Source organism: Comamonas sp. C11, from assembly GCF_024496285.1.
GTDB classification, from domain to species: domain Bacteria; phylum Pseudomonadota; class Gammaproteobacteria; order Burkholderiales; family Burkholderiaceae_C; genus Comamonas; species Comamonas testosteroni_F.
In genome coordinates, this window is sequence record NZ_CP101744.1 from 59,147 (window position 1) to 83,587 (window position 24,441).

Annotated in this window: 28 protein-coding genes; 18 read left to right on the top strand and 10 right to left on the bottom strand. The window is 55.6% G+C overall.

Features of this window, described 5'->3' with window-relative positions:
- Positions 1-122 precede the first annotated feature (122 nt).
- Positions 123-1,583: a DNA cytosine methyltransferase gene (locus NOX35_RS26960; protein ID WP_182312640.1), complete on the top strand. Its 1,461-nt coding sequence runs from the start codon at positions 123-125 to the stop codon at positions 1,581-1,583.
- Positions 1,584-1,597: 14 nt separating this feature from the next.
- Here NOX35_RS26960 and NOX35_RS26965 read toward each other — a convergent pair whose 3' ends face one another.
- Positions 1,598-2,359 carry a hypothetical protein gene (locus tag NOX35_RS26965; protein WP_182312638.1) on the bottom strand — a complete coding sequence of 254 codons (762 nt, stop codon included), beginning with the start codon at positions 2,357-2,359 and terminating at the stop codon, positions 1,598-1,600.
- A gap of 80 nt (positions 2,360-2,439) precedes the next feature.
- On the opposite strand from NOX35_RS26965, the gene NOX35_RS26970 reads away from it, so the two are divergent.
- Genes NOX35_RS26970 through NOX35_RS26980 form a run of 3 tightly spaced genes read left to right on the top strand, consistent with a single transcriptional unit; the run spans position 2,440 to position 4,363 of the window.
- Positions 2,440-3,021: a hypothetical protein gene (locus NOX35_RS26970; protein ID WP_182312636.1), complete on the top strand. Its 582-nt coding sequence runs from the start codon at positions 2,440-2,442 to the stop codon at positions 3,019-3,021.
- Positions 3,022-3,023: 2 nt separating this feature from the next.
- The gene (locus tag NOX35_RS26975; protein ID WP_182312634.1) at positions 3,024-3,752 is read left to right on the top strand and encodes a hypothetical protein; all 729 of its coding nucleotides are present in this window, start codon (positions 3,024-3,026) and stop codon (positions 3,750-3,752) included.
- A gap of 11 nt (positions 3,753-3,763) precedes the next feature.
- Positions 3,764-4,363: a transcriptional regulator gene (locus tag NOX35_RS26980; RefSeq protein ID WP_182312632.1), complete on the top strand. Its 600-nt coding sequence runs from the start codon at positions 3,764-3,766 to the stop codon at positions 4,361-4,363.
- A 148-nt stretch (positions 4,364-4,511) separates the two neighbouring features.
- Here NOX35_RS26980 and NOX35_RS26985 read toward each other — a convergent pair whose 3' ends face one another.
- Positions 4,512-4,982 carry an SWIB/MDM2 domain-containing protein gene (locus tag NOX35_RS26985; RefSeq protein WP_182312630.1) on the bottom strand — a complete coding sequence of 157 codons (471 nt, stop codon included), beginning with the start codon at positions 4,980-4,982 and terminating at the stop codon, positions 4,512-4,514.
- Positions 4,983-5,147: 165 nt separating this feature from the next.
- Between NOX35_RS26985 and NOX35_RS26990 the strand changes: the two genes are divergently transcribed.
- Positions 5,148-5,480, top strand: a complete 333-nt coding sequence (locus tag NOX35_RS26990) for a hypothetical protein (protein ID WP_182312628.1) — start codon at positions 5,148-5,150, stop codon at positions 5,478-5,480.
- Positions 5,481-5,702: 222 nt separating this feature from the next.
- Complete coding sequence (locus NOX35_RS26995) at positions 5,703-6,110, top strand: hypothetical protein (RefSeq protein WP_232536463.1); 408 nt, start codon at positions 5,703-5,705, stop codon at positions 6,108-6,110.
- A 92-nt stretch (positions 6,111-6,202) separates the two neighbouring features.
- Here the strand turns inward: NOX35_RS26995 and NOX35_RS27000 are convergent, their stop codons facing one another.
- From NOX35_RS27000 to NOX35_RS27010, 3 genes are all read right to left on the bottom strand, one after another.
- Positions 6,203-7,513: a Y-family DNA polymerase gene (locus NOX35_RS27000; RefSeq protein WP_182312626.1), complete on the bottom strand. Its 1,311-nt coding sequence runs from the start codon at positions 7,511-7,513 to the stop codon at positions 6,203-6,205.
- Positions 7,514-7,520: 7 nt separating this feature from the next.
- The gene (locus tag NOX35_RS27005) at positions 7,521-7,976 is read right to left on the bottom strand and encodes a LexA family transcriptional regulator (protein WP_080944556.1); all 456 of its coding nucleotides are present in this window, start codon (positions 7,974-7,976) and stop codon (positions 7,521-7,523) included.
- Between the two features lie 131 nt (positions 7,977-8,107).
- On the bottom strand, positions 8,108-8,395 hold the full coding sequence (locus NOX35_RS27010) for a hypothetical protein (RefSeq protein ID WP_256497038.1): 288 nt from the start codon (positions 8,393-8,395) through the stop codon (positions 8,108-8,110).
- Between the two features lie 398 nt (positions 8,396-8,793).
- On the opposite strand from NOX35_RS27010, the gene NOX35_RS27015 reads away from it, so the two are divergent.
- The 5 genes from NOX35_RS27015 (at position 8,794) to NOX35_RS27035 (ending at position 13,590) form a co-directional block, all read left to right on the top strand.
- Positions 8,794-9,096: a hypothetical protein gene (locus tag NOX35_RS27015; RefSeq protein WP_148748316.1), complete on the top strand. Its 303-nt coding sequence runs from the start codon at positions 8,794-8,796 to the stop codon at positions 9,094-9,096.
- A 174-nt stretch (positions 9,097-9,270) separates the two neighbouring features.
- On the top strand, positions 9,271-10,989 hold the full coding sequence (locus NOX35_RS27020; protein ID WP_182312622.1) for a hypothetical protein: 1,719 nt from the start codon (positions 9,271-9,273) through the stop codon (positions 10,987-10,989).
- A 559-nt stretch (positions 10,990-11,548) separates the two neighbouring features.
- Positions 11,549-12,535: a hypothetical protein gene (locus NOX35_RS27025; protein ID WP_182312620.1), complete on the top strand. Its 987-nt coding sequence runs from the start codon at positions 11,549-11,551 to the stop codon at positions 12,533-12,535.
- A gap of 76 nt (positions 12,536-12,611) precedes the next feature.
- A complete protein-coding gene (locus NOX35_RS27030) occupies positions 12,612-13,073 on the top strand; it encodes a hypothetical protein (protein WP_182312618.1) in 462 nt (153 codons plus the stop codon).
- 10 nt (positions 13,074-13,083) lie between these two features.
- Positions 13,084-13,590, top strand: coding sequence for a hypothetical protein (locus NOX35_RS27035; RefSeq protein ID WP_182312616.1), 507 nt, complete (start codon positions 13,084-13,086; stop codon positions 13,588-13,590).
- Positions 13,591-13,733: 143 nt separating this feature from the next.
- On the opposite strand, the gene NOX35_RS27040 is transcribed toward NOX35_RS27035, so the two are convergent.
- Entirely contained in the window at positions 13,734-14,501 is a 768-nt protein-coding gene (locus NOX35_RS27040; RefSeq protein WP_182312614.1) for an abortive infection family protein, read from the bottom strand.
- An 87-nt stretch (positions 14,502-14,588) separates the two neighbouring features.
- Complete coding sequence (locus tag NOX35_RS27045; RefSeq protein WP_256497039.1) at positions 14,589-15,029, bottom strand: hypothetical protein; 441 nt, start codon at positions 15,027-15,029, stop codon at positions 14,589-14,591.
- A 545-nt stretch (positions 15,030-15,574) separates the two neighbouring features.
- Here NOX35_RS27045 and NOX35_RS27050 point away from each other — a divergent pair.
- The 7 genes from NOX35_RS27050 to NOX35_RS27080 all read left to right on the top strand — a co-directional run bounded on the left by NOX35_RS27050 (position 15,575) and on the right by NOX35_RS27080 (position 19,306).
- Complete coding sequence (locus NOX35_RS27050) at positions 15,575-16,144, top strand: hypothetical protein (protein ID WP_182312611.1); 570 nt, start codon at positions 15,575-15,577, stop codon at positions 16,142-16,144.
- A 76-nt stretch (positions 16,145-16,220) separates the two neighbouring features.
- Positions 16,221-16,769 (top strand): GNAT family N-acetyltransferase, encoded by a 549-nt coding sequence (locus NOX35_RS27055; protein WP_182312609.1) that lies wholly within the window; start codon positions 16,221-16,223, stop codon positions 16,767-16,769.
- Positions 16,770-17,056: 287 nt separating this feature from the next.
- The gene (locus NOX35_RS27060; protein ID WP_148748305.1) at positions 17,057-17,716 is read left to right on the top strand and encodes a site-specific integrase; all 660 of its coding nucleotides are present in this window, start codon (positions 17,057-17,059) and stop codon (positions 17,714-17,716) included.
- Between the two features lie 2 nt (positions 17,717-17,718).
- A complete protein-coding gene (locus NOX35_RS27065) occupies positions 17,719-18,201 on the top strand; it encodes a hypothetical protein (protein WP_232536461.1) in 483 nt (160 codons plus the stop codon).
- Between the two features lie 19 nt (positions 18,202-18,220).
- Complete coding sequence (locus NOX35_RS27070) at positions 18,221-18,565, top strand: hypothetical protein (protein ID WP_148748300.1); 345 nt, start codon at positions 18,221-18,223, stop codon at positions 18,563-18,565.
- 20 nt (positions 18,566-18,585) lie between these two features.
- Positions 18,586-18,921, top strand: coding sequence for a hypothetical protein (locus NOX35_RS27075; protein ID WP_182312607.1), 336 nt, complete (start codon positions 18,586-18,588; stop codon positions 18,919-18,921).
- 31 nt (positions 18,922-18,952) lie between these two features.
- The gene (locus tag NOX35_RS27080; protein ID WP_182312605.1) at positions 18,953-19,306 is read left to right on the top strand and encodes a hypothetical protein; all 354 of its coding nucleotides are present in this window, start codon (positions 18,953-18,955) and stop codon (positions 19,304-19,306) included.
- An 87-nt stretch (positions 19,307-19,393) separates the two neighbouring features.
- On the opposite strand, the gene NOX35_RS27085 is transcribed toward NOX35_RS27080, so the two are convergent.
- From NOX35_RS27085 to NOX35_RS27095, 3 genes are all read right to left on the bottom strand, one after another.
- Entirely contained in the window at positions 19,394-22,048 is a 2,655-nt protein-coding gene (locus tag NOX35_RS27085) for an excinuclease ABC subunit UvrA (RefSeq protein ID WP_071038006.1), read from the bottom strand.
- A 44-nt stretch (positions 22,049-22,092) separates the two neighbouring features.
- Positions 22,093-23,406 carry a replication-associated recombination protein A gene (locus tag NOX35_RS27090; RefSeq protein WP_071038007.1) on the bottom strand — a complete coding sequence of 438 codons (1,314 nt, stop codon included), beginning with the start codon at positions 23,404-23,406 and terminating at the stop codon, positions 22,093-22,095.
- Positions 23,407-23,537: 131 nt separating this feature from the next.
- Positions 23,538-24,311 carry a ZIP family metal transporter gene (locus tag NOX35_RS27095; RefSeq protein ID WP_084084741.1) on the bottom strand — a complete coding sequence of 258 codons (774 nt, stop codon included), beginning with the start codon at positions 24,309-24,311 and terminating at the stop codon, positions 23,538-23,540.
- Positions 24,312-24,441: the final 130 nt, after the last annotated feature.

Sequence of the window (24,441 nt, forward strand, 5' to 3'; positions counted from 1 at the left end):
GTGTGATCCCAGAGAACATCCAGCGATAGCTGAGTGTTACCCGCTTCTGTATTGGCGAATGGGTAGCACTTGCATTTTTCAGGGCTATGAAAGACTGATTGCATCGTTTCAAGGACTTCCCCATGAGCATGCACACAGTCACAACTCGCAAACTCAGTGAGCGCGATGGATCGCCTCGTCTTTGGCTTGAGGGCAAGCGACTGCTCAACTCGGGCTTTGAGCCTGGACATCAGTTTGTTGTTGAACCCTATGGCCTCGGTGTCGTGCTTAAGCTCCAAGAGCAGGGCACAAACAAAGTCGCTCGCCGTGAGCGTAAAAAGGACGGTCGCATTGACTCCATCATCGATGTCCGAGACTCCACCGCCCTGGCTCCGCTGATGGGGTGCAAGGCCATCCGCGTGGTCTTCGGTGAACGTCAAGTCTTTGTCTCTCCTATGGCCTCGGAGCTGCGTTTGATTCGCCGCGTCAAGCGTTTGATGGAGCGCTTGAAGGCGGGCAAGAGTCTCGCCACTGCGGGGGTAGCCAGCGGCGGTGGGGTGCTGGACCACGCGTTACATGCGGGCCTGCGCAAGGCCGGTATCAAGGCGCATCTGCACGCCTTCAATGAGATCCGCGAAGACCTCACAGAACAAGCGTTGGAACACAACGAATTACTCAACGACTCCACCATCGTATTGAACCTTCCTTTGCAGGAGCTGGCTTTCGATGAAATGGTGATGGACCGCATAGGTGAGGTTGACGTTGTTTGCATGGGCCTTCCGTGTTCTGGGGCCTCCAAAGCGGGCCGAGCAAAGCGACGTACAGATATGCCTGAAGCGCACCCGGAGGTCGGGCATCTGGTCGCTGGCGCAGTTGCGCTGCTGGCCAAGCTAAACGCATCTGTCTGTATCTTTGAGAATGTGATCCCCTGGGGCAATTCGGCCAGCGCGTGCATTCTTCGTCAACAACTGCGCGATATGGCCTATGAGACGCATGAGCGCGTTCTGAGCGGCCCGGAATTCGGTGATTTGGAAGCCCGTGAGCGTTTTTACATGGTGGCTGTATCACGCGGGATGGACTTTGATTTTGATGCCATGGCCAGCAAGCCCGCGTGCTCGTCGCGCACCCTGGCAGACGTATTGGAGCCAGAGGAAGTCGTGAAGGACCGTTGGTCAACGATGGACGGACTCAAAGCCAAGCAAGAGCGCGACAAAGAGGCGGGGAAGAATTTCATGATGCGCGTCTTCAAGGCCGAAGACACGTTCATTGGAGGCTTGACTAAGGGCATCACAAAAAACCGCAGCACCGACCCGAAAATTCAGCACCCTACGAACCCTGAGTTGCTGCGCGTGCCTACCGCCATAGAGCATGCTGCGTGCAAAGGAATTCCTAAGCATTTGATTGAAGGCCTGCCCCAGACCAAGGCCAATGAGTTGCTGGGACAAAGCGTCACTTACGGTGCGGCTTCATCGCTCGGTGAGCATGCTGGGCGTGAGATCTTGCGTTGGGCTAATTCGTTTGGTCACTGCGTCAAGACCGCACTGCAGCAGCTGCGCAAGACTATGCCCGTGGGGCAAAGTGAATTATTCAGCGCTGCAGCGTGAGTGCGTTGCACCCATCAAAGATGCGGGTGGTACTGTCTGGCCATCTGGCGTGCCTGTGCGAAGCCTCGACACACAGATTCGCAAACTGGTTTCTGAGCGCGAAGAAACATGAGGGCAGGGCCGATGCTGGGAACTTCAATTCCGTCGCGGGTGGAATTGAGATGGCCGAGATGGCTGGGCAGGTAGTCTTGCCATCCCACAAATTCTGGATACGGGATCAGATGATGGCTTCCGCTGTCTCTCGATTGCACGCGCAGCCAGCTGCTCCCGTCCGCCATTTGTATGAACAGGACAGAGCGAAGTGGATCAACCCATGGCCAGGGCGGCAGTGCATTGCGCAGAGCCTCCCCAACGACCAGCTTTGGTGCCATGGCAGCTGGGGTAGGCCTGGACGGTGGAGAGTTGGTAGGGCGAGCTTTTGCAGCATGTGCTTGGGACTTGGCCAGTGCCTGCAGAGCATCGCTGGCCAGCTGGGTTTCGTATTCATTTTTCAAGCGTGCAAGAAGCTCGTGGGTATTGCTGATCAGGATCTGGCGCTCTTCCTCAGTCAGCTCTCGGCCATCGCCAGAGGAAACGGAATAGGCAGGCCGGCTCAAGTCGATACCTGCGGCATAACCATCCTTGGTAATGCATGTAGACCCAATGAGCTTGATGTCACCAGCATCGTCCACCACGTAGATGCGTTTGTGGATCGGGTGATTGCAGTTGGGGAACATGCAGCGAACCCGGTTCTCTTGATTGACAGAGACGATGGCTAAAAGTCGGCGTTGATTCATGGTTCCCCCCATACACTGCTGGTGCCCAATCATCAGGCGCTGGCTGCTGGGATTGTCACAAAGAAACGGAGAGGGATGAAATGATCGAACGGGACAAGCTACCCGAGCAAGAGACGATGGTTGGCTTCATGGAGGAAAACGATGTGCAGGGTGTTTATTACGGCCTGCACCTTGCAGAGCGCGCATACGGTGGCGGTGTGCGCGCTGGTATCGATGCCCTGGTTCACAAGCCCAAGGAATTTGATGCGGCGGTCGCAAAGTACCTGAGACAGCCCAATCGACAGGTTCAAATGCACACTGCCATTTTTGGAGGCGGCGGCCTGCTTTTCGGAGCGTTAGCTGCTACAGATCTGATGAACGGAAGCGAAGATATCTTTCTGACTGTTCTCAAGGCTGCGATTGCTGTATTTGGGGTGCTTGCAGCACTGCATGAGAGGATGAAGAGGGCCGTCATGGGCAAGATGATTGATTCGATCAGTGCTGCCCTAGACTCCACACCCGCAAGCTTGAATCGTGAAAGATATTTTGCGTTCTTGCATGAAAATCCCCAGCTCAAGGCTTTCGCTGAAAGGCTCAACCAGGCCAACGAACTTCCAACGTTGCGTGATCTGGTTGCGCTGAAGTTTCATGAGATTGACCTGTTAGGAGCAGTGAGCAGCTGAGCATGTCCAAGCAGTACGAAAAGCACAAATTGAGCCGCTGGGTTCGGGAGGACGAAATCGGTCGCGTCACTGCTTGGCTGCGTGCCTTTCGCGCGGCGCTTGAACAGTTGGGTCTTCCAGGCGCGACTATTCGCTACGGTGACAAACGGACGCTGCAGGAGTGGATTCGGCAGGACGGCTCCCTGGTACTGGAGCGGGCCGACAACATCGTTCCACTGGCAACAAAGACCGCGAACTTGGTTCCGCAGGTAGTAGTGCATTTGCAAGTTCTCTTGCCTGCAGAAGCACAGAGTTTTGGCATTTCACAGGTTGTGCTTGATAGGCTGGTGTCCACGTTCAATGCCTTCATCGACCACAAGCCTAAGGCTCATACACCTGCCCAGGCCCAGGCTCCAGCCGTGACGATTGTGGAATTTTTGGCCCACCTGCACGCAGTGATGCAAGCGCTCCCAAATGAAGGTAAGGATTGGGAGTTGTTCAGTCTTCATGCCAGGGAGACGGTTGCTCGAATTGGAAAAGTGAAGCCGAATGCCGAGCAACTTCAGTTCGCAGAAAGCCTCTTCGAGCATCTGATCAACAGTCAGAAGAAGTTGGTCATTTCTTACCAGCGCTTCTTGCATTCAGGGCAAGTGAGAATCACCCAGAGGAATGGGGTGTTCGTCTGGAGTGATGTACACATAGTCTGCAGGCTCTATGCAAGGGCTATGGGCATTAGGGACTTCGTATGGTGAGGGACGTTGGGATGGGTTCAGATTTCAAGCAGCTGCTGGCCAGCATAGACAAAGACCAATTAGCCAAGATCATCGACCGACAGACTGCTCAAAGTTGTGGCCTGACATTGGATGAATACGAAGCTTTGATGGCTTACAACAAATCGCTGCAGGAAGAGGGCGCGTTGTACCTCGGGAAGCCGGTATGCGAGTGGCCCGCGCTTGTTTTCAACTGGGACTATTCGCAAGCTGGACAGCACTTCGCAATGGATGGAGTGACTGAGCAAGCGATGCTTGAGATGTACCCAAATGGCCTGCGCTTGGGCCACATGCCGCTGCGCGCGTTCGATCAAAATCTGGCCCGTTACTGCCGCCGCGATACTGAAAAAGAGCTGTGGTCACTCGGCTCTGATTGGCGACTGGCCCAGGTGATAGCTCATCTGCGCCGTGGGATGCCGATGACCCCGCCGCTTGTGATTCGCGTTAAAGATGAAGCTTTTTTCAGCGGTGGCAATCATCGCTACGCCGCAGCAAAGGCCGTGGGCTTAGCCGTCATTCCGTTCTATGTGAACGAAGACGATGTGGCAGAGATTGAAGAGATCTTAGATGTGACCTGGGGTCAACCGCGTTGAGTATGGGTGCTGGCCTTAATTGACCATCATGCAGATACGCAATGACCGGCCTGCTTGTACTGCACCACCGGCAACAATCGCCCCGAAGCGGGTATCTATCTAGGACGGTTCTGGGATTCTCTGGTTGCCAGCTTTTTCGGTCGTTGCCTTACTGGAGCTTGCTTAGGACCAGTTTGGGTAAGGCGAATAGACTCACTTTGGGTACGCCGAGAGCTGCTTCCAGGATGCTATCGCACAGGATGATGCGCTGAGCTTTAGGATCATGAAGCGCATTCGCCTCGATGTAGGCGTAGACCCTGCGCACCGCCTCAGCATGACTGATTCGCTCGTGACCAATTATGAGAGCGATGGATTGGGACGGTGAAAGCAGTTTTTCTGGTTTTTCTGGTTTTGCTGGAGAGGGCAGCTCATCGTCATCAGCATCCAGGGAACTATCAAGGCTCTCGCATGGCGGATTCCCACAGCGCTCACACTTTTCCCAGGATTTGCTCGTCGGACTGACGCGAACCTGCCAGTCCATATGACTTTCAAAGCACCCAGGGCAGAGGACAGCAGACCAGTGCCATGGGCCATCCAATACGCCATCGTCATCGTAGAAATCACAGACCAGGTTGCTCATTTTTTGGCCTTCCTTTCGCATGTTGAGCCGGGTTGCTCCTGTGGTTTGATTTGCGTGGTTCGCATTTGGAGCTTGGACTTGCCCAAAACGGGTCGCGCAGCATTGAAGAGTACAGCCTTGACGCTTCTAAGGTTCGGATTCCTTCACAGACTTTCACAGGAAATCATGAGCTGTATTCCAAATCGAACCTCTTCCATCTCTGAAAAGAGGATTGGCGCGAACGGCGGCAAGTACCAGGCACGTTTCAAAAATGCTGATGGTTCTTGGAGTCCATGGTGGAACCTTGGCGGGGGATTGAATGCGTCGGATGTCGAGGTGAAGCTGGTGGAAGCTGCTGAGCCGCCGGTGGGGCCAATGTGGAATGCGTTGCTTAACTATGTTCTGGAGAATCAGAGCGAAGATCCCATGGCGCTGCTTCGTTTGTGGCGCGAAGGTTCGTTCGACGTTATTCGCAAAGAGTGGCCGGATGCCCCGAAAGAAATCTACCCAGCGGCATAGATTCGTTGGGAGTAGCCAGTCAGGTGTGGGGTCCTGGCTCTACAGCCAAGAACTCACACCTCTTTGTCAAGAGAACTCTCTAGCTCTCCAAGCTGTCACGAGAGTATTCCGGTTGAACTGACCGTCTGTGCCGGTTGAGGCAGACAAGGCTGCTGGTCGATTCGCTCTTTCCTTTGCTCGCTACAAATGGTCTACACTGCCTCTCTATTTGGAAGAGATTGCATGACAGGTCCTTTTGTTCGGGGTAACTACGTTCATCATGAATGGAATGTGGGAGCTTCACGTTTAACAACTACGTCGCCACCATATGTGTTCTATCACTACACAAGAGTTGATCCGAGCACATTCGAATGCAATAAAAATAAAATTCAGACTGTACGGCCTAACCCTCTAGGCAGTAGCAATTCGACTCATTGGTGCTCTGTCAAGATTGACAGTAACGACACCAAGTCTCTTGTAGATGCTATCGGCTTTGCTCCTGACGCTCCGATGTGGCGCATTGAGCTGGAAGTGTATCCGCATGAACTCGATTATGTTCGAGAGGGCGCTCGGCAGAAGAGCAGCCTTGTGATCGATTATGAAATTAAGATGGAAGTGCCACTAACGCGTTGCACCATTGTTGCTATCTAGGATGGCATTGGGGCGATTGCTGCCGATGGTCTGTGCAAGCAGGCCGATCATCTTGCCTCGGAACCATGGTCAATTAGCACCAGCTCCTGCAGTCACGCCCGAGCAATCGGCGCATCCTGGAGATTCGTCGTGTAGTGCGGGGTTCTTAGCTCTTGCCTGCTGTAGCTCTTCACTGTGGTGCTGGCTGTGCGCAAGCAATTTCGGCCATAGCGCGCATTGACGGCATCGACGGCCAGCATCAGGGCATGTTCTTTAGACGACAGCGGCCCTTCGTTTGTTGCGTCCGCACAATCATCAAACAGCAATTGGCCTTGGGCCATGGCCTCTTCGCGCGAGCTGATGTCCATCAGCATGACGCCTACCTTCACGATGTCATAGCCAGTTTCAAAGATGCTCCGCATTCCAGCTGCTGCGGCAGTACAAAGCTTGCGGGAGTCGTCAGTCGCTCTGGCTAGGGGTACTACACGAGAGCGTGCGAATCTCGGGCCATCACGGAAGGGGCTACTCATCGCAAAAACGGAAACTGCCTTGCTCACGGAGCCTTGCTGGCGCAGCTTGCGCGCAGCATTGGTTGCGAACAGACTGGCCAGCTGCTGCAACTCCTGGCAGGACTCCACCGGCTTGGCAAGGGAGCGAGAGCACATGATCTGTTGGCGCGTGCTTGAGCCTTCGACATCGATGCAAGCAATGCCATTCAGCTCGCGCACGGTGCGCTCCATATTGACCCCCCACCTTGCACGTACAGTGCCCGCATCCATGTTGGCCAGATCCAATGCCGTGAGAATGCCGCCGTCGATCAGCTGCGCGGAGTAGCGTCGGCCTATACCCCAGACCTCGTTGACGGGCGTATTCGCCATGCAGTCCTGCAGTAGGGAGGGCGCACACTGGCCAAGGTTGCATACATGGGCCAGTTCTGCGGGGTAGATGCCTGGTCTACGAAAAGCTTGCTTGGAAATATGGCTGGCCAGCTTCGCAAGAGTGAGCGTTTTTCCAATGCCCCCGCCCATAGGCAAGCCTAGCCATTGGCCAACACGCTCTCGCATGCGCCACACCCGCTCTGTATGGTCGCCGCGCATGTCACCCAGGTAGCTGAATGACTCATCGACAGAGTAAGGGCTTGTGTGCTCCGCAAGGCCTGCAAGCAGGCTGTGCATGCGTGTTGAATAGTCGGAATACAGCGTGAAGTTCGCAGACAGCCCCATCAAGCCTTTCAGCTCGCGCAGATCCTTGAGCTTGAACCACGGCTCTCCCATCTTGACCCCCAGGGCACGCGCCAGCTCGGATCGGGCCACAACAGCGCCATCGTTTGCTGAAAGGATCACATAGGGGTGTGAGCGCAGCGCAGGCCGCATGTCCCCCTCTACGGATGCGTAAAAGTTGTGAGCGTCTAAAAGGGCAAACATAGGGCACCTATGAGGGCCGGATATTGAAGCCGGGAAGCGCGTGCAAGCCAGTGCGTGCAACGCCGAAGATCTCCAGCGTCTGCCCTTCGCGGGGAACCATCTTTGGGTAGGTGGGGTTCGCGGCTTCGAGGTAGAAGCAGCCGCGCTTTCGTAGGTATTTGATAGTGAAATCCTGGTCCCAGACTGCGACAACGATATGACCCGGTTCCGGGCGTACAGCGCGGTCTACAAGTACGTAGTCCTGATCATGCAATCCGGCCAGCACCATCGAGTCACCGGAGACTCGGAAGTAAAACGTCGCCTGGGGATGAGGAATCAGTAGCTTGCTGATATCAATTGGAGACTGGGAAAAGTCCTCGGCAGGGCTAGGAAATCCAGCTCTGACAGCGCCTGAGACGCCGATCAACCAGCATGGTCTGGCGTCGATTGGCAGTGGCTGTAGGGGAAGAGGGTGGGGCTGCATGTCGGCTTTGCGGTGTACTGTATATATATACAGTTTAGCAAAATGCGTGACTCAGCAAAAAGGCCATGGTCACAAGCCAGCTTTCCTGGCTGTGAGCATGGCCCGAGTTTTCGCGCGGCTTGCGGTGGTTCTCAGTGCAGCGTGTAGTCGGTGTTTTGTTGCTCTTGCACCAGGGACCATGCTGCACGGTAGACCGCTTCCTGGGCAACACCGTTTTGGCGCATGGGTTCAGCGGTGGTGGCCACTGCCAGCAGTTCGTCCTGCGAGAACTCGCGGCTGACCTGATCTTTCTTGCTGGAATACATAACGGAGATGGCCACGGCAGTCACGCGCTTCAGAGCCAGTGTGAGCTTGTTGTTCATCAGCTCCAACTGCTGCAGTTGATCGGACTGGTTTTCAAAGACTTGATTCAAGGTCATTGCGGATTGTTCGTTACGGACCAAGCTGCACAGATCGTTACTGTTGAGTTGACGCAAGGCCAGTTCGAGGGCGGTCAGTTCAGCGGTGGTTTGGTTTTGCATTGTTGAGTACCTGGAAAAGTGTCGTTCTTCGTGGCCCGTATCGGCCTCACATAAACACCATAGCCGGAGCCTCAGGAATGCAAGCTTCTGCCCAAACTGGCCCAATGCGAGTACAGAGCTGTACGGGGTGGCACAGGCATACTTGGCAAATCTAATTTGTTCCTCCTGGGAGCGAAAGGTGAGGTAGCTGGCCTCCACAAACAAACAGCTTCTTATTGGCCGCAAGGTCTTTTTCAAACCCGGATGGGCCTCTGTTGCCCTTGGGCCGGGGTCTGTCCATTTCATACGGAGTGGATATGTCGATACACGTACAACCTCAACCGCTGCAGGCCTGGGCCGTTTCCTTCACCAGTTTGGAAGGGGAGAGTGCCAAGGTTCCAACCAAGGCCAGCTACAAGGGGACCGTGCCACCTTCAAAGGATGGCGTCTATCTTGTCAATGGAAAGTTCTCGCGCTTTCTGAGCGGGTTGTGGCGAGTCCCGAGTTCTGATGTGGCCAAGGCCGCGCAAGAGGTTCGGTTTGATGCTTTCTCAAGCCCTGAGTTTCGTTTTGCGCAGCGATATCGCTGGACAGAAATCGAAGAGTGCCTGCTTGCCTGAAAAGGCATTCGGCTAGGACACAGGCAATCAATTGCCTTCACCGACTGGGTAGGGTCAACCAACCTTGATTGATCCCTATCCAACCCTTTGAGTCCGCATAGCGGTCTTTTCAACCCCCAGGGGCGATTCAGCCCCTGTGGGGGAGATCGCCCTGATTTGTTTCAGGAGATCAAAATGAAAACGCTAGACCTTTTCCATGAGGCAGCAAGTGATGTCGGGTCCACCACGGCGCTTGTTAGCGTGAGGCTGGAGTCAGCTGAGGATCGCGCTCGTCGTATCGTCTCGGACATCATGAAAGCTCGGCACATCTGTGTCGGTGCTTTCTCTGCAGGTAAAGACAGCTCGGTCCTGGCCAGCGTCATCTTGCTGACGGGTGCCGAGCTGAAAACGCAGGGCTATGAGGTGCCACCCATCGTCATAGTTCACAGTCAGACTGGCATTGAAAACCCAGTGGTTGCAAGGCTGGCGCTGGCTGAGCTTAAAAAGATGGAGCTGTTTGCGCAGCGTCATCAGCTCGATCTTCGGGTGTTGCTTGGTTATCCAGATCTGAACGACTCTTTCCCTGTCCGAGTGATTGGCGGGCGGGCGCTACCTGCATTCGCCTCAAGTCGCCCGGATTGCTCAACTGATCTAAAGGTCAAGGTGAACACTAAGCTGCTCAACCAGCTGATGCGCTCAGCACCGAATCTCGGTGATTGGAAAGCACCTGTGGTCATGACTGGTGTGCGCCAGAACGAATCTGCAGCGCGCGATAAGCGTATTGAAGAGCGTCAGGAGTCTGCCGAAGGGATCTGGGTGAATGATCAAGGTCATCTTCGCGCGTCACCAATATTGCTTCACACCGTCGATGACGTTTGGGAGCATCTGGGGATGTGTGCAGCTGGTGTGTATGACAGCTATAGCGATTTCTCCGACACCATGGAGCTTTACAAGGCTGCAGGAGGTTCGTCGTGTGTGATCGTTGCCGACATGAAAATGTCGGGAAGCAGCAAACCGTGCGGAGCGCGCACAGGATGCTGGGCATGCACTCGCATCGGACCGCATGACAGATCAGCAGAGCAGATGATTGATTCTGACCTGGTGCGCTACGGGTTCATGAAACCCTTGAACCGGCTACGCAACTGGATTGCCAACACTCAGTATGACTGGAGCATGCGGCAGTTTGTGGGCCGCTCGATTGCCAGTGATGGCTACATCGAGATCGGCGCAGACACATACTCGCCAGACACCCTGAAAAAGCTCTTGGTCTACACCCTGACTGCCGAAAGAAAGTCCGGTGTGCAGATCATCAGCATTCAACAGCTTATTGCCATAGATGCTCGTTGGTCTTTGTACGCAATCGCCCCTCCTTTCAGCGCTTTGAAGATCTATCTGGATCTTCAGAACAATGATGGATGGGAGGAAGCGCCGGTAGTACCAGTCTTCCCCAAAACGGACGTACCCAAAGTGGGCCGCATTCATGTGGGCGATGATTGGTACAAGGTCACAGGCATCAAAAGCGCAGTCGGTCTGCGTGATGTGGGCCTGGAGATGTTTGCGGACTCGTGCAACGTGGGCCTCAAATCCCTTTCCAACGGTGCATTGGTGTGTGACTACGAAGAGGCGGATGCTTTCTCGGTAGACGCTGTGGGAGCAGCAGACTTTTTGGAGTTCCTTGCCGAAGACTACATTGCGAGCTATTGCGATCCGTCTTGCAGCGACTGGACTTATGGCTTCAAGACCTATTTGCGCATGGGCACAATTTCTCTCGCCACTGGCCAAAGCCGGATGACCGATGAGATCTTGCGTCGCTCGCAATGGCGACAGGAGCATGAACTGCATGGCCAGCGCGCCTGGTTGGACCTGGAGCACAGATGCGACCAGCTCCATACAGCGCAAATTGCCTTGCTGTGACAGCAAAAAGCCCAGCTCGATCCTTACAGGGATTGGCTGGGCTTTTTTTATTCTGGCAATGAGCTACGGTGCTTTGTCGTGACGAAACACCGCCCAGATTGGGCCAATGCGCAGAGGCCGAAGACCATGCAGTAGGGGCATACTGGGCAGATTGATTTTGTTCCTTTCGGAACGAAAACGTGAGGTAGCTGGCCTCCGCAAACAAACAGCTTTTTGGCAGGCCTCGCGGCCTTTTTTAACCCAGATGGGCGACAGCTGCCCTGAAGGGTGCTGCGCGCATCTTCAACCCGCGAAGAAGATGATCGCCAGTGAGCATTCTTTTCACAAACCACCCGATAAGGGATGGACCCATCAAGCTGTGGAAGCCGTAGCCAAGCCCACCGAGGCCTGGGACGCGTTCCTCGTTCTCAATGAATAGGCTCCTCAGGAGTCTGACCTAGTAGCGACTGCAAATGTGTAGTCGCTGAATCTGTTCTTTCCCAACTTTCTTCAACCCTATGGGGCGCTGTCTTGCCCTATGGGGCGCGGTGCCCTTTCACTTCCCCACGAAAGGAATCCCATGTCCAAGCACTTCATCAAACAAACGAGCGTCAATGGTGTTGAACTGGTTCTGGAATGCGGTTACGACCGCCCAACGGAATCGTTCTTTGCCAACATCAGCTCTGAGGGTGATGTCTACTACACCTCACTTGCAGAGTTCGGGCCGAAAGACTCGGGCTGGCTGCTCACGGTGACTGCGAAGCACGGTCTGGTTCTCCCTCCGAAAATGATGGAAACCCTGGCCATGGAAGCAATGTTCGGCGGTAGCAATGCTGTCGTCGAGCATGATGCTTACACACTGACGAATGCCGACAAGCTGCTGCTGTTGCTGGGCTTCCGTCAGCAGATGCCTTCCATGTTGCCTGTTGGTAGCCCGGTATGGGTTTGGTACACAGACAACGAAGAAGGCCTGGGTGAATATGCATTGTTGCAATGCAAGGACTATCAAGCCTTTGTGCCTCGTTTGCTGTGCGATGTCTTGCCACAAGAGCAGGGCTGGCCGGTGCTCGATGAACAGGACTTGCTCAAGCACCTTGAAGTGATGCAAGTGCGTCTTTTGAAGGGCGCGTATCAGGAACATCCCGGCGAAAGCGTGAATGCGGTTCTTAACCGCGTTCTCGGTTTCGTGCCAGCAATTCAGACTATCGAATCCACGCTGCTCGTGCTCTTCTCCGAACTGGAGTTTGAGCATGAAAAGCTGGGGTTCTGGGACGGCGATTGCTGGGGGGATTTTTCCACTGCGAAGGTCTACGAGCAGTGCGATGAGCCTGCCAAGGGTGGCGAGCACTTCATCTCTGTAAGCGAGGCTTATGCCCTGCTGAGTGGTGAGTTGGTCAAGATCCAGGCCTCAGGTGCCAAAAGCATCTCTGACGATGATCTCTGCGCCTCTTGCGGCCACTGCAACTATCGCCCAGGCGATATGAGCAGCTGCAGCAAGGACTGGCCTGGATATCAGGATATGGATGGCTATGTGAAGGTGTGCTTTGCATCTGATGTAGCCGTCTGAAGCGAACGCATTTTGTAAAACCCGGAAGGGCGTTGTCGCCCTCTGGGCCGCGCCTTTCCAATTTAGGAGATTGGAAATGAACACATCTAGCAACGAACCCCAAACCATCACAGTGACTGCAAAGATCATCGTGACGACACCCGCAGACGCGGCTCTTGAAGCTCGCTTCAAGAACCAGGCTGATACGTTGGAATGGATGAAGGCTTGTTTGAACTGCAATACCAACCACGCAAGGGTTGATATTGAGCCACTGTGTGCAAGTGACGACCCAGCTTTTCAGGTGCAGATTTCTGCACTGAAGGAGGTGAGCGCCACATTGAACGCGGGCCTGAAATCAGAGGACCAGGAAGAAGACCCCACGCCTGAACAGCTTGCCGCCCTCTCACGCTTTGCGAAGCGTGCTGGCGCTGACTGGAAGGGCCAACTGTCAGCTGCTTGGACTTCTGGAAAGGATGCAACGATGCCCGATGGGCATCTCTTGCGTCAACTTCGCAATCGTCTTGGCCCGGAATGGCTGACGAGTTTTACGCTGGCATAAGGAGATAGAAATGACCGTTATGACTGCAGATGCCTACCTGCGCATGTATTGGGGCGGGGCAACTTCTGAAGCGGGCACTTCAATTCAGAAGATCGCGGTGTTGGAAGCCTGGGATAAGACAACAGGACACAACCCTCGATTTTGTGCCTTCAAGATCCTTCCTCGCTTCTGTGAGCAGGTTGAACGCATGGTGTCTACCAGCAGAGAGCATGAGAGAGCTGGTAGCACATCCAACTACCCAGAAATGATCTGGGGAAGCGCGGAGATCGTCGATGGGATGGACGACCTTGGGAGTGAGATCCACGTCACCAGTGACGGAGGATTTAGGTTCACAGAGTATGCTCTTCAGGGTGGATCTGTTGAAAGCAACCTCATGTCTCTCAAGCAGTTGGAGGAGCTTTTCTCCGATCAGAACATCCACATCTCTCGTAACGAGAAATTCTGGATTGCAAGCGAAAGTGCAGATGCACTAATCGCGTTTTTGCAAGCGCCTGAGGCGGCTGAATGGCTAGCCTGAGATCTGCATCCAGCTCGGATCTGTAATAGCCACTACCCGGTAGTGATGCCTGAAAGTATCAAAAGCCCAGCGCACATCCTCGGATGTGCCTGGGCTTTTTGTTTTGCTCAATCGGTTCGCATGCCGAGAGCGGACAGGTCCGTTCAGCTCGATGGCCGAAGCTTCTGGTTCAGATAGTGAAACATCGTTCGGACAGCGTTAACGACCAATGCAGCCTCGGGCGTACCGACAATGTTCTCGTTGGGGTGGGCGATGCTGCCGTGGTTGCGCAGGGTATTGATGGCATCGAGAACGGCTGCGAAGGGGGCCAAAATTTTCCCTATATCTCCATCATGACTCCCGAGCGATTGCAGCGCAGGATGTTGTGCACGCAATGCTTTATAGGCCACGGTTAAGGTTGCACCGTCTGGGAGGTCGATGCCGCTTTCTTGGCACATGGTTTTCAAGTATCCATGCATGGCGGTATGTAGACGGTCGATAGTGCTAGGTGCTCCAGATGTTGCAAGTAAATTATCCGCATCGGCCAAAGCAAGACGAACTACTTCTGAGGCAGAAATATGTTGCGCCACGGGGGGGACATGACCTGCTTGGTAGCCCATCTCGATCAGCTTTTCTGGTTGATCTCGCTCCAGGTGGGGACGAATTTTTGGATGCTGGATAACTGCAACCAAGGCTTGAATGTCCTGCCGTGAGAAATGCTCAAGCACCCCAAAAACATGATCGCTGTAGTCATCATCTTTCCAGGACAGACTACGCCGAAGGCGCGGATGCTTGATGATGTAGTCCTGAAATCCCGTCTCATAGCCAATCTCACGCCAATCGGCTGCAGTAAATTCGGACAATAGTGCCCGATGCATTGCAAGCAGCAATGGACCGCGCCAAGCCGAATCTTCCAACAAATCATGGTTCATATTGCCTCCCTGAAAGGAGCAATCTAACCTAGCTTGGTCGGATTGAGGGTGGGTGTGCACGTTCTATAAAAAAGATAGCATCTGAAGTCAGGTGCAGTGCTTAACAAAAAGATCTACCTGATCGGTGAGCACTTCTACGGGCATTCTTTTAGCGCCTGCAAACTCCATGTAAGCTGATCGGTGTCGTCCATTGGTGAATGAGACGACTGCATGAATGCTTGGTGGCCTCAAGCCATACCAGCGCTTGATTTGAACCTCTTCAATGGATGTTCTCGGCATCACAGGTTCATCGCCCCCGGCTGGGTCAAGGTGAGAACACAAGCGCTCACGTTTATCGTCGCTCCACAACTGGATTTCTGGAATCCGCAACTGATTGCCGTTGCGCACGCAAGCCATGAACTTCGCTACGTCAACAACTACAACGGAAAACCACGAATGTTCCGGGAGGGGGCGCTGCAGGAAGATCTGAGGGTAGGGCGCATGCGTCTGGGCAAGCTGGACAGTCCACTGCTGAGGAGTTGAAGCCATTGAAGATTTTTCGGGTGCAGGGGCCGCGAAGGATCTGATGAAGATGACAACCTATCAATGCTGCAAGTTTGTTTCCGGGAACTCTCTGCCCCCTTTGACGGGCGCTTGATCAACCTTCCTACGGAGGCTTGCTGAGAGAGGCACCGGAAGGGGTCATACTTTCTGAAAATACTTGTTAGCACTCAAGTCAACCAAGACTCGGCCGTGGAGAACCCGATTCGGAATTCTGAAGGAGAACGTCTTGGGGTCACGCTCCAGCCCGTGTCTCTTAGCAAAAATTTCTGCAGCCCCTTGAGCTAGGATCGAACCAGAGCCTTTGAGGATGAAAGTGTCTTCACCTATGGACGTTGTTGTGATAACTCCGTCGCCGTCTCTTTCTCGAAAAATCGCCATTTCTATTCCGGTAAATGTGAAGGTCTGAGCATAAGAGTTTAGTCAGTTGCAGCATTGAATTGCATTGAAATTTGCTGGCACACCAGGCCAACGACGGAAAGAAGTTGAGAAGCAACCCATGCCATGATCCAGGCCTGAAAAAGGAGACAGGAATGTTCGGGCTAAAGAAGCTCTTCACCAAGTTGGTCAGCACTGATGAGCAGGCATCCGCCGAGGATCTGCCGAACCAGATGCCCACAGTCAAGGTTGACAAGTCAAGACTGACCCCGGCAGTCAAGGCTCAGTTGAAGAAGGACATCGCATCGTTTGCCGAAATTGGCAAAAAGAACGAAGCAAAGGTTCTCGCTACCGCTCTGGAAGCATTGAACAGGGGCCGAGACATGGCTCATCTCTCTTCAGGGCTAATGACTATCGATGGGATGCCGAAGAACTGTGCGCATCGCATCACACGGCTGCTAGTGAACAGAGCTGATGTAATCATGACCGTGGAGCATCGCTTGACTCTTGGGATGAGTGAAGCGAAGTGGATTTATGCAAAAGCTCCCTGCATGCATGACCCAACGAATCCAAGTAAAGCAGACATCAAGCGTGATGCCGCTCACAGCGCCCTAGACGGTAAGACCTTTGATATAGCCAAAGGGATGGTGGTTGACGGTGTTGCAACGTGGCCAGGGTTCGACGAAGGCTGCAAATGTGTCTCCAGAACGATCTTGCCCGACTGATGGCTGCAGGCCAGTAGCCTCGTGCTCGTGGCACTGATCGACTGTGGAAAGATGGTTTCGCTCGGAAAATCACTGCATGAAGCTTGTGACACCACTTGACCGCCTCACCGTATCGCGCATCCCGTCTGCGCTTGAAGGAAAGTTCTATCTCGGCGGGCCATACGAGTTTGCTGAAATGCTTCGTGAGCCTGATGAATATGGAGATGAGGAAATCGACTGGCGCAAAGTGCAGATCGCACCAGTCAACGGAGTCCAGATGCGTTCTGCTCAGGTGGACGTAACTTGTGGTCATCACCACGTAAAGCCAGGTGCTTGGCCTGGTGATCCAGCTCAAGTGAGCTATTCAATGCGATATCTATACCGTGATGAGTTCAACTCACCCATCCTTGGCGTGGTTCAGCTGAAGGTCGCACATGAAGTTCATGGGGTTCGAAAAGGGTTCAAGACCCAGTGCAGGAAGGCCATACACGCCGTTTACGTGAAACCATCAAGCCAAGGTATGGGCATTGCTCGCATCTTGTTATCTGAGGTTTTGGATGACGCACCAGACGTTTGCGTCCATCCCCAGTTCTCCGAGGATGGTGCGCGGCTTTTTGGATTTGATCTGAACGGCAGACGCGGTTAGCAGAGATGGTCAACTTTCCGCGTAGCGTTGGCCTAAAGCGCTGGAGTGCTCATAAGAAATAGGGCGAGGGCAAGCAGCAGGTGAATGAGAATAAATTTGCGCAATGGAAGCTCCGTAGTTTGTTGCAAGCACCGTTGCCTGCTACTACGTATAGCGCTGCGTTTTATACATGCCGACGCATTGGGCCAAGTTTCCTTGATAGCGAGGATTGCCGCGACACCATAGGTGGCTTTAAGCACAAAGCTCAGATAGCATCACGGTAATTCGCACTTCTGATGAATTACTAGATGGCAAAACCACAGGTTATTTCAGACCGACAATTCGAGCACATGCTGAAGGCAACAGCTGCATACAGCCGCGTGCCCGAGCGCGACAAAGCGCTTCTGCTGACGCTCTATGGCACCGCCTTGGCTGTGACTGAACTGGCATGCCTGACAGTAGCCGACTACCTCATGCCAACTGGCGAAATTCATGAGAAAAGCCGAGTGCGCGCTGAAATCGCGCACAACGGCGTGCCGCGTCCTCTGTATTGGACAAACAAGCGGGTCAGCACTGCGCTTGATGAGTACCTGGCCTGGCGCGTGAAGCACAAGCATGGTGTTACGGTCAAACATGGTGCTTACCGTGGCTTAGACCCCTCAAGCGCTGTTTTTTTGACTGAAGCGGGGGCTGCATATGGACTCACAGAAAAAGTGCTTGTTTCAGGTGCTTTGAGCTATTCATGCAATGCGCTGACCGCGTACATCAGCAGGCTCCACGCAAATGCAGGCATAGAGGGTGGGTCTGCCCAGTCTGCCCGCCGCACGTTTGCGACAAAACTGCGTCGCTTGGGCTACGACTACCGGCACCTTGCCGAAATCCTGGGTGTAAAGAGCGTGACGACAGTGAAGCGCCTAGTAGAAGCTGACCCAGTTGACCTAGGCGAAATCGTTGCGGGGGCAGTGTGAATATGCAGCAGCAATACCTACGGGAGGCGGCAGCACTTTTGGGTTGGTCGCAAAAAGCACTGGCTGACCACATGGGAGTCCCCTGGTCAACCTTCGAGAAATGGCTTGCTCCTAGCGAGTCCAAGAGTTTTCGGGAGATGCCAGGGATGGCTGAGCATTTCGTCAGGCTCATCGTTGAAAACCATAGGCTTAGAGAACAGATAAAACGCTTGAAACACCCCCCAATGGGGGGTAGACTTCCCAACTCCAACAAAACGACGGAGAAAGCAATGAGCAACGGGCAAGCAAATTTGAGTACAAGCGACCACAAGAACATGGATGCATTCTTAGGTTACGTACTCGACGATTACAAGGCAGGAGAAATCACCAAAGAAGAAGCTGTAGGCGCGCTCGCTCATGTGATGGCCGCGCTAGACATAGGCAACACAGCAGAGGCAGTGAATTGGTTTAAGCAGGGCCGTAAGTTCATTCGCTCAACACGCTGAGCTACGGCCAAGGAAAACCATGCCAGCCGCGAGCGCCGAACCCAAGTTGCTGTTTTGCTGGGTAGCTGAAGGGCTGCATGTGCTTGTACCCAAGCGCCGTGGAACAGGGTTTCTAAGCGTCCCATACGGACACCATACCGACAAGGGGCTTGACGCAATCGCTGCGCTTGCGAACTGTGATCTGTACGGTCTTGATGGGGCTTTGAATTTCGACTGTGGCTGGGACATTTGCCATGGTCAGAAGGGTACTCAAGATGTGTTCATTGAGCGGATCAGAAAGCCTTTGGAAGCCCACTACAAGATGCAATCACAGCTCATTGATGTGAACACATTTTGGGAACTACACCCACATAAATCCAGATAGGACAGCGGATGAGCACGGGTATGGAAAAAGAGTCGTTGGTCTATCTCGCAGACCGCCTTGAGGGCGTCCCCTGTGATGAGCTGAAAGCAGCAGCTGAGCTGGTGCGCAAAGTCATGGCCTCAAGTTCAGCTGCGCTCGAAAAGCCTGCTGCAGAGCACGCGCTTTTTCAGGCTGTCTGGAATCACATTTCACAAGCAATTGACCATGAGAGTTATGCGCCCCAGTTTGCGCAGCAAGTGAGTGCATTGGAGGCGGAAATGGCTGGCCGAGTTCTAACTTTTAGATTGCAGCGAGGATGGATTGCCAAAACAGCAAGCGGGCCTTCTGAGTTCCGCAGAATTGAAGATTTTTTGTAGAGCAACACATCGAGGAAATCCGAGGAAAGACATGTACCTGGGCACAGCTCTCAAGTTGGCAATTCCCTTTGCGATCTTGGATCGGGAAGCCATGGCCGATGCCCACACATCAGGGCCGGACGCCGATGCAGCCCATAAGGCGTGCGTGGATATGCGTGCTATTCGGGGTGTGAAGCCTTCAACCTTCACCGCCGAGCAGCGTGAGACGGCACGAATGTCGCTTCTGTGGGGTGAGCAGTACCTTGCGGGCTTCATGGATGCAACTGCGGATTCCGGTTGCATTGACCGCCTGTGCCGGTCGCGGCTGACCAGCCTGCTGGTCGTGACCGGCTTGGGATCGGCCAGAAGCTGGCGTCCGGTCGGTAGCAGTGAGCGGCAGGTCTAGGCTGAACTGAGTCATTCGGTTCTGGCCTGCCCAATTCCGCTCTGACCGACTTCGGACATGGACTGATCCCGTAGACAAAACCCAGCCTCACGTCCGGGCCCGCGTCAACTCCTGCGCGAGAAACGGCGCAGTCCGGCTGTCGGGCATTCGCGCCACCTGTCCCGGAGAACCGGCTATCACGATGCGGCCGCCGGCATCGCCTGCGCCCGGCCCCACATCAATCACCCAGTCGGCCTGGGCCACCGCACGCATGTCATGCTCGATCATCACCACGGTATTGCCGGCATCGACCAGGCGCTGCAACTGCACTAGCAGCCGGTCCGCATCCGATGCATGCAGACCGGTGGTCGGCTCGTCGAGCACGTACAGGTTGCGTCCGCGCTGACTGCGCTGAAGCTCGGTAGCCAGCTTAATGCGCTGCGCCTCACCACCGGAAAGCTCTGTGGCTGGTTGCCCCAGGCGAAGATAGCCCAGTCCGATATCACGCAGCAGTTGTAGTGTCCTTGCCACTGCGCCTTCATCCGTGAAGAATTCGCTGGCCTCGTCCACGGTCATCTGCAGCACTTCAGCGATATTGCGCCCGTGCCATTGCACCTTCAGCGTGGCCTGGTTGTAGCGTGCGCCATGGCATGTCGGGCACGGCGCGTACACGCTGGGCATGAACAGCAGTTCCACGCTGACGAAACCCTCGCCCTCGCAAGTTTCGCAGCGCCCCTTGGCAACATTGAATGAGAACCGTCCGGCGTCATAGCGTCGGCGTCGAGCATCGGGCGTGGCGGCGAACAGCTTGCGCACGTGGTCGAACAGGCCGGTGTAGGTAGCCAGGTTCGAGCGCGGCGTACGCCCAATCGGCTTCTGGTCCACTTGCACCAGGCGCTGAATGGCGTCCACGTCGCCCGCCAGACGACCGCCGGTCGCTTCGATTACGGCCGGCCCTTCGCTGGAGGCGTTTTCGGCCGCATCGTCTTCAGGCTCGTGGCCCAGGTGCAGCAGCATCAACTCCGGCAAGGCCTGCGCTACAAGGCTAGACTTGCCGGAGCCGGAGATGCCGGTGACGGCTGTCAGCACGCCCAGCGGAATCCGTGCATCCACACCATGCAGATTGTGGCGGTGGATGCCCTGTAGCTCCAGCCAGCTCGTCGCTTCGCGTGCCCGGCTCCCCGGCGCGGGGATCTCGTCGAACAGATATCGGGCGGTGCGCGATTCGGCAATCTTGCGCAGGCCATCCGGCTCGCCGCTGTAGAGCACGTGGCCGCCACGCTCTCCGGCATCCGGCCCGACATCCACCAGCCATTGCGCGCGGCGCATCAGGTCCAGATCGTGCTCCACCACGAACACCGAGTTGCCGGCGTCGCGCAGCCGGTCGAGCGCGTCGTACAGGGCTTGGCTGTCGGAGGGGTGAAGCCCCGCCGAGGGTTCGTCGAGGACATACACGACGCCAAACAGCAGGGAACTCAGCTGCGTGGCCAGCCGCAGGCGTTGCAATTCGCCAGCCGAAAGCGTCGGCGTGGCCCGGTCCAGCGTCAGGTAGCCTAGGCCCAGCCCGCGCAGCTGACGCAGTCGTGCCATCACGCCACCGGCCAAGCGCTGCGCGGCGAGACGCTTTTCTTCCGACAGCGCGGAGGTGCGGCGCACGTCGGGCGATACCGCATGCACGGCACGGCCGGAGGTCGCGCGTTCTGCACGGTCGCGCCGGGTTGCCTCTTTGTCCGTGGCCGCTCCCGCTGCATGGGCGCGGAAATCGCCCTGGGCGATGGGTTCGAGCAAGGCCGCCAGTCGGTCCAGCGGCATCTGCATGAACGCGCCGATGTCCACACCGGCGAAAGTGATCGACAGTGCCTCAGGCTTGAGCCGCTTGCCTTGGCACGTGGGGCACGGCTTGCCCTCCATGAACCGGGACACACGCTTTCTCATTAGCGCGCTCTGGGTGTTCGCGAAGGTGTGTAGCACATACCGACGGGCGCCGGTGAAGGTACCCATGTAGCTCGGCTCCATCTTGCGCTTGAGCGCGGCGCGGGTCTCAGCAGGTGTGAAGCCCGCGTACACCGGCACCGTCGGTGTTTCCTCGGTGAACAGAATCCAGTCACGATCCGTCTTCGGCAAGTCCTTCCACGGTCGGTCCACGTCGTAGCCCATACTGACCAGGATGTCGCGCAGGTTCTGCCCCTGCCAGGCGGGCGGCCACGAGGCAATCGCCCGCTCGCGGATGGTGAGCGATGGATCGGGCACCATGATGGCCTCGGTCACCTCGTACACATGACCCAGGCCGTGGCAGGTCGGACATGCCCCCTGCGGCGTGTTGGGGGAAAAATCCTCGGCGTACAGCATCGGCTGACCGGCCGGATAGGCTCCGGCGCGGGAATACATCATCCGGACCAGGCTGGACAATGTCGTGACGCTGCCCACAGAAGAACGCGCATTACTGGCTCCGCGCTGCTGCTGCAGCGCCACCGCTGGAGGCAGGCCGTCGATCGCATCGACATCGGGTACGCCGGCCTGGTCGATCAGGCGTCGTGCATAGGGAGCCACCGACTCGAAGTAGCGCCGCTGGGCTTCTGCATAGATGGTGCCGAAGGCCAGCGAGGACTTCCCGGAGCCGGACACACCCGAGAACACAACCAGCGCGTTGCGCGGGATGTCGACGTCCACGTCCTTGAGATTGTGCTCACGCGCTCCCCGCACCTGCACGAGGCCGCTGGCGGCGGCAGTACAAGAGGATTCACCGAAAGAAGGGTTGGGCATGTTCTTATCCTGTAGTTCATGAGCCGATTTCGGGGGGCGATCGGTCAAGATTCCGCCTCTGGCGGCATCTCATCGTCGAGCGAACGTAGCCAAGTGAGCCGTTCTCCCAGCTTGCGCTCAACGCCTCTGTCGGTTGGTTGATACCAACCCGGCCGCGCCACCCCTTCAGGAAAATAGGTTTGCCCAGCGGCATAGCCATTGGGCTCATCATGGGCGTAGCGGTAGCCTTCGCGATATCCCATCTGCTTCATCAGCTTCGTCGGCGCATTGCGAAGATGAAGTGGTACAGGCTGGGAGCCGCTGCGCTTGACGAACGCCTTGGCCTGGTCCCACGCGGCATATGCGGCATTCGACTTGGGGGCCAGAGCAAGGTAAGTCACCGCCTGGGCCAGCGGTATCTCGCCTTCGGGCGAGCCCAACCTGTCGTAGGCCAACGCGGCATTGAGTGCCAATTGCAGCGCCTGCGGGTCTGCATTGCCGATGTCTTCGCTGGCCATCACCACCATGCGACGGGTCACCTGACTCACATCACCGCTGCCATCGAGGATGCGAGCCAGCCAATACAGGGCCGCATCGGGGTCGGAACCCCGCAGCGATTTGTGAAATGCCGAGAGCTGCCAGTAGAACTCGTCGCCGCCCTTATCGAAGCGGCGCAGCGACGGACTGGTGGACAACCTGGTGAACTCGCCATCGACCAGAGGTTTGCCGGCGCCCGCCGCCGCATTTGTCACCTGCTCAAGCAGATTGAGGAAGCGCCTGCCATCGCCATCGGCGAAGCCCTTGAGCAAGTCCAGCGCGTCCGCATCCAACCTGATGCCCTGCAGATGCGGCAGTGCGCGTGCATAGAGCTGCTGCATCTCTTCGCCAGACAGCGGCTCCAGTGTGTAGACCTGAGCACGAGAGAGAAGGGCGGAATTGACAGCCAACCCCGGATGCTCCGTAGTCCCTCCCACCAGGGTAAGCAGACCCGACTCGACATGGGGTAACAACGCATCCTGCTGCGCCTTGTTGAAGCGATGGATTTCATCAACGAAAAGGACTGTAGAACGACCGTGGTTGTCCAGTTCAGCCTGGGCTTCGTCGATGGCTTGCCGAATGTCCTTCACCCCGGCCAGCACGGCGGAGATGGCGATGAAGCGGCTGTCGGTCACGCTGGCGGCTAGGCGGCCCAGGGTGGTCTTGCCCACGCCCGGTGGCCCCCAGAGGATGAACGAGTGCAGCTTGCACGACTCGAATGCGAGGCGCAGCGGCTTGCCGGGGCCAAGCAAGTGCCTTTGCCCGACGAATTCATCCAGCGTCTTGGGGCGCAGGAGTTCGGCCAAGGGAGGCTTGGGCTTTGTCGTGAATAGATCGGTCAAGTTCGTCTCCCAGGCATTTCAAGAAAATGATTCCGATGGCGCAGGTTCTTGTGTAAGTACGCGTATTTCTTCAAACCCAACATTTGAGTTGACTGGAACCAGCCAGCGACTGCGCTGGATCACCCCTTGGTTCACAAGGCGCTATTGCCATGAGACAGCGAGCTCACTACGGCAACTATCGCGATCCCAAGCAGAAGCCAAGCCACTTGTATCGTGGCGTCCTTCGCCGTTCGGCGTTGCTGCATCCGAGGTATTACGTCTGAGAGCGCCACATAGATAAAGCTGCTCCCAGCCACAGCCATCAAGAATGGTTGCCAATGCTGTAGCTTTGCAAGCAGAAGATATCCACTTACACCTCCTAATGCTGTCATCCCGCCAGCCATGGTGAGTTTCAGAACCGCAGAACCTCGATAACTCCCCTCCCGTAGAACGGCCAGATCACCCATGTGGTGAGGTATCTCATGCGCTAATACTGATGCGGCAGCAATCGCGCCCAATCGAATGTCCACGATGAACATAGAAGCGATCAGAACGCCGTCACCGAAACAATGAACACCATCGCCAATCAGCAATGCCCAACTGGAGCCTCTGTGAGAAGGGCTTGTATGTTCATGGTCGTGCGGGTGATGCCATAGCTCTGCCTTGCCCAAAAGAAAAAAGAAAACCAAGCCCGCCAGAATGACCAAGAAGAGCTCATGCGCATCTACATTGCTTTCAAGCGCTTCAGGCAGCAGATGAGTGAGGCTTGTAGTTAAAAGTGCGCCAGCTGCCAAACCAAGAAAGCCTTGCTGCGCGTAACTAGTCTGTCCATTGCTTGCCCTGGTACGGGCGACCAACAGATAGGCTATCCAGACGCTCCCTATGCCCGCGGCCAGCGTTGCCAGGATGACGATCATCAGTGACATAGATTTTGTACGTAGTTAGTAGGCCAATGGATGTGAAAGAGCAGCTGTCTTGCCTGAATTGCCTGCTGGCTACTTAACTGCGCGGCCTTGCGCGCTGTTTAGAACAACCAGCTGTCTTATCCAGGCTACT

Excerpts from the sequence above, each read along its gene's own strand:
- NOX35_RS26960 (WP_182312640.1), top strand. The coding sequence starts at position 123 with ATGAGCATGCACACAGTCACAACTCGCAAACTCAGTGAGCGCGATGGA.
- NOX35_RS26965 (WP_182312638.1), bottom strand. The coding sequence starts at position 2,359 with ATGAATCAACGCCGACTTTTAGCCATCGTCTCTGTCAATCAAGAGAAC.
- NOX35_RS26970 (WP_182312636.1), top strand. The coding sequence starts at position 2,440 with ATGATCGAACGGGACAAGCTACCCGAGCAAGAGACGATGGTTGGCTTC.
- NOX35_RS26975 (WP_182312634.1), top strand. The coding sequence starts at position 3,024 with ATGTCCAAGCAGTACGAAAAGCACAAATTGAGCCGCTGGGTTCGGGAG.
- NOX35_RS26980 (WP_182312632.1), top strand. The coding sequence starts at position 3,764 with ATGGGTTCAGATTTCAAGCAGCTGCTGGCCAGCATAGACAAAGACCAA.
- NOX35_RS26985 (WP_182312630.1), bottom strand. The coding sequence starts at position 4,982 with ATGAGCAACCTGGTCTGTGATTTCTACGATGACGATGGCGTATTGGAT.
- NOX35_RS26990 (WP_182312628.1), top strand. The coding sequence starts at position 5,148 with ATGAGCTGTATTCCAAATCGAACCTCTTCCATCTCTGAAAAGAGGATT.
- NOX35_RS26995 (WP_232536463.1), top strand. The coding sequence starts at position 5,703 with ATGACAGGTCCTTTTGTTCGGGGTAACTACGTTCATCATGAATGGAAT.
- NOX35_RS27000 (WP_182312626.1), bottom strand. The coding sequence starts at position 7,513 with ATGTTTGCCCTTTTAGACGCTCACAACTTTTACGCATCCGTAGAGGGG.
- NOX35_RS27005 (WP_080944556.1), bottom strand. The coding sequence starts at position 7,976 with ATGCAGCCCCACCCTCTTCCCCTACAGCCACTGCCAATCGACGCCAGA.
- NOX35_RS27010 (WP_256497038.1), bottom strand. The coding sequence starts at position 8,395 with ATGACCTTGAATCAAGTCTTTGAAAACCAGTCCGATCAACTGCAGCAG.
- NOX35_RS27015 (WP_148748316.1), top strand. The coding sequence starts at position 8,794 with ATGTCGATACACGTACAACCTCAACCGCTGCAGGCCTGGGCCGTTTCC.
- NOX35_RS27020 (WP_182312622.1), top strand. The coding sequence starts at position 9,271 with ATGAAAACGCTAGACCTTTTCCATGAGGCAGCAAGTGATGTCGGGTCC.
- NOX35_RS27025 (WP_182312620.1), top strand. The coding sequence starts at position 11,549 with ATGTCCAAGCACTTCATCAAACAAACGAGCGTCAATGGTGTTGAACTG.
- NOX35_RS27030 (WP_182312618.1), top strand. The coding sequence starts at position 12,612 with ATGAACACATCTAGCAACGAACCCCAAACCATCACAGTGACTGCAAAG.
- NOX35_RS27035 (WP_182312616.1), top strand. The coding sequence starts at position 13,084 with ATGACCGTTATGACTGCAGATGCCTACCTGCGCATGTATTGGGGCGGG.
- NOX35_RS27040 (WP_182312614.1), bottom strand. The coding sequence starts at position 14,501 with ATGAACCATGATTTGTTGGAAGATTCGGCTTGGCGCGGTCCATTGCTG.
- NOX35_RS27045 (WP_256497039.1), bottom strand. The coding sequence starts at position 15,029 with ATGGCTTCAACTCCTCAGCAGTGGACTGTCCAGCTTGCCCAGACGCAT.
- NOX35_RS27050 (WP_182312611.1), top strand. The coding sequence starts at position 15,575 with ATGTTCGGGCTAAAGAAGCTCTTCACCAAGTTGGTCAGCACTGATGAG.
- NOX35_RS27055 (WP_182312609.1), top strand. The coding sequence starts at position 16,221 with ATGAAGCTTGTGACACCACTTGACCGCCTCACCGTATCGCGCATCCCG.
- NOX35_RS27060 (WP_148748305.1), top strand. The coding sequence starts at position 17,057 with ATGGCAAAACCACAGGTTATTTCAGACCGACAATTCGAGCACATGCTG.
- NOX35_RS27065 (WP_232536461.1), top strand. The coding sequence starts at position 17,719 with ATGCAGCAGCAATACCTACGGGAGGCGGCAGCACTTTTGGGTTGGTCG.
- NOX35_RS27070 (WP_148748300.1), top strand. The coding sequence starts at position 18,221 with ATGCCAGCCGCGAGCGCCGAACCCAAGTTGCTGTTTTGCTGGGTAGCT.
- NOX35_RS27075 (WP_182312607.1), top strand. The coding sequence starts at position 18,586 with ATGGAAAAAGAGTCGTTGGTCTATCTCGCAGACCGCCTTGAGGGCGTC.
- NOX35_RS27080 (WP_182312605.1), top strand. The coding sequence starts at position 18,953 with ATGTACCTGGGCACAGCTCTCAAGTTGGCAATTCCCTTTGCGATCTTG.
- NOX35_RS27085 (WP_071038006.1), bottom strand. The coding sequence starts at position 22,048 with ATGCCCAACCCTTCTTTCGGTGAATCCTCTTGTACTGCCGCCGCCAGC.
- NOX35_RS27095 (WP_084084741.1), bottom strand. The coding sequence starts at position 24,311 with ATGTCACTGATGATCGTCATCCTGGCAACGCTGGCCGCGGGCATAGGG.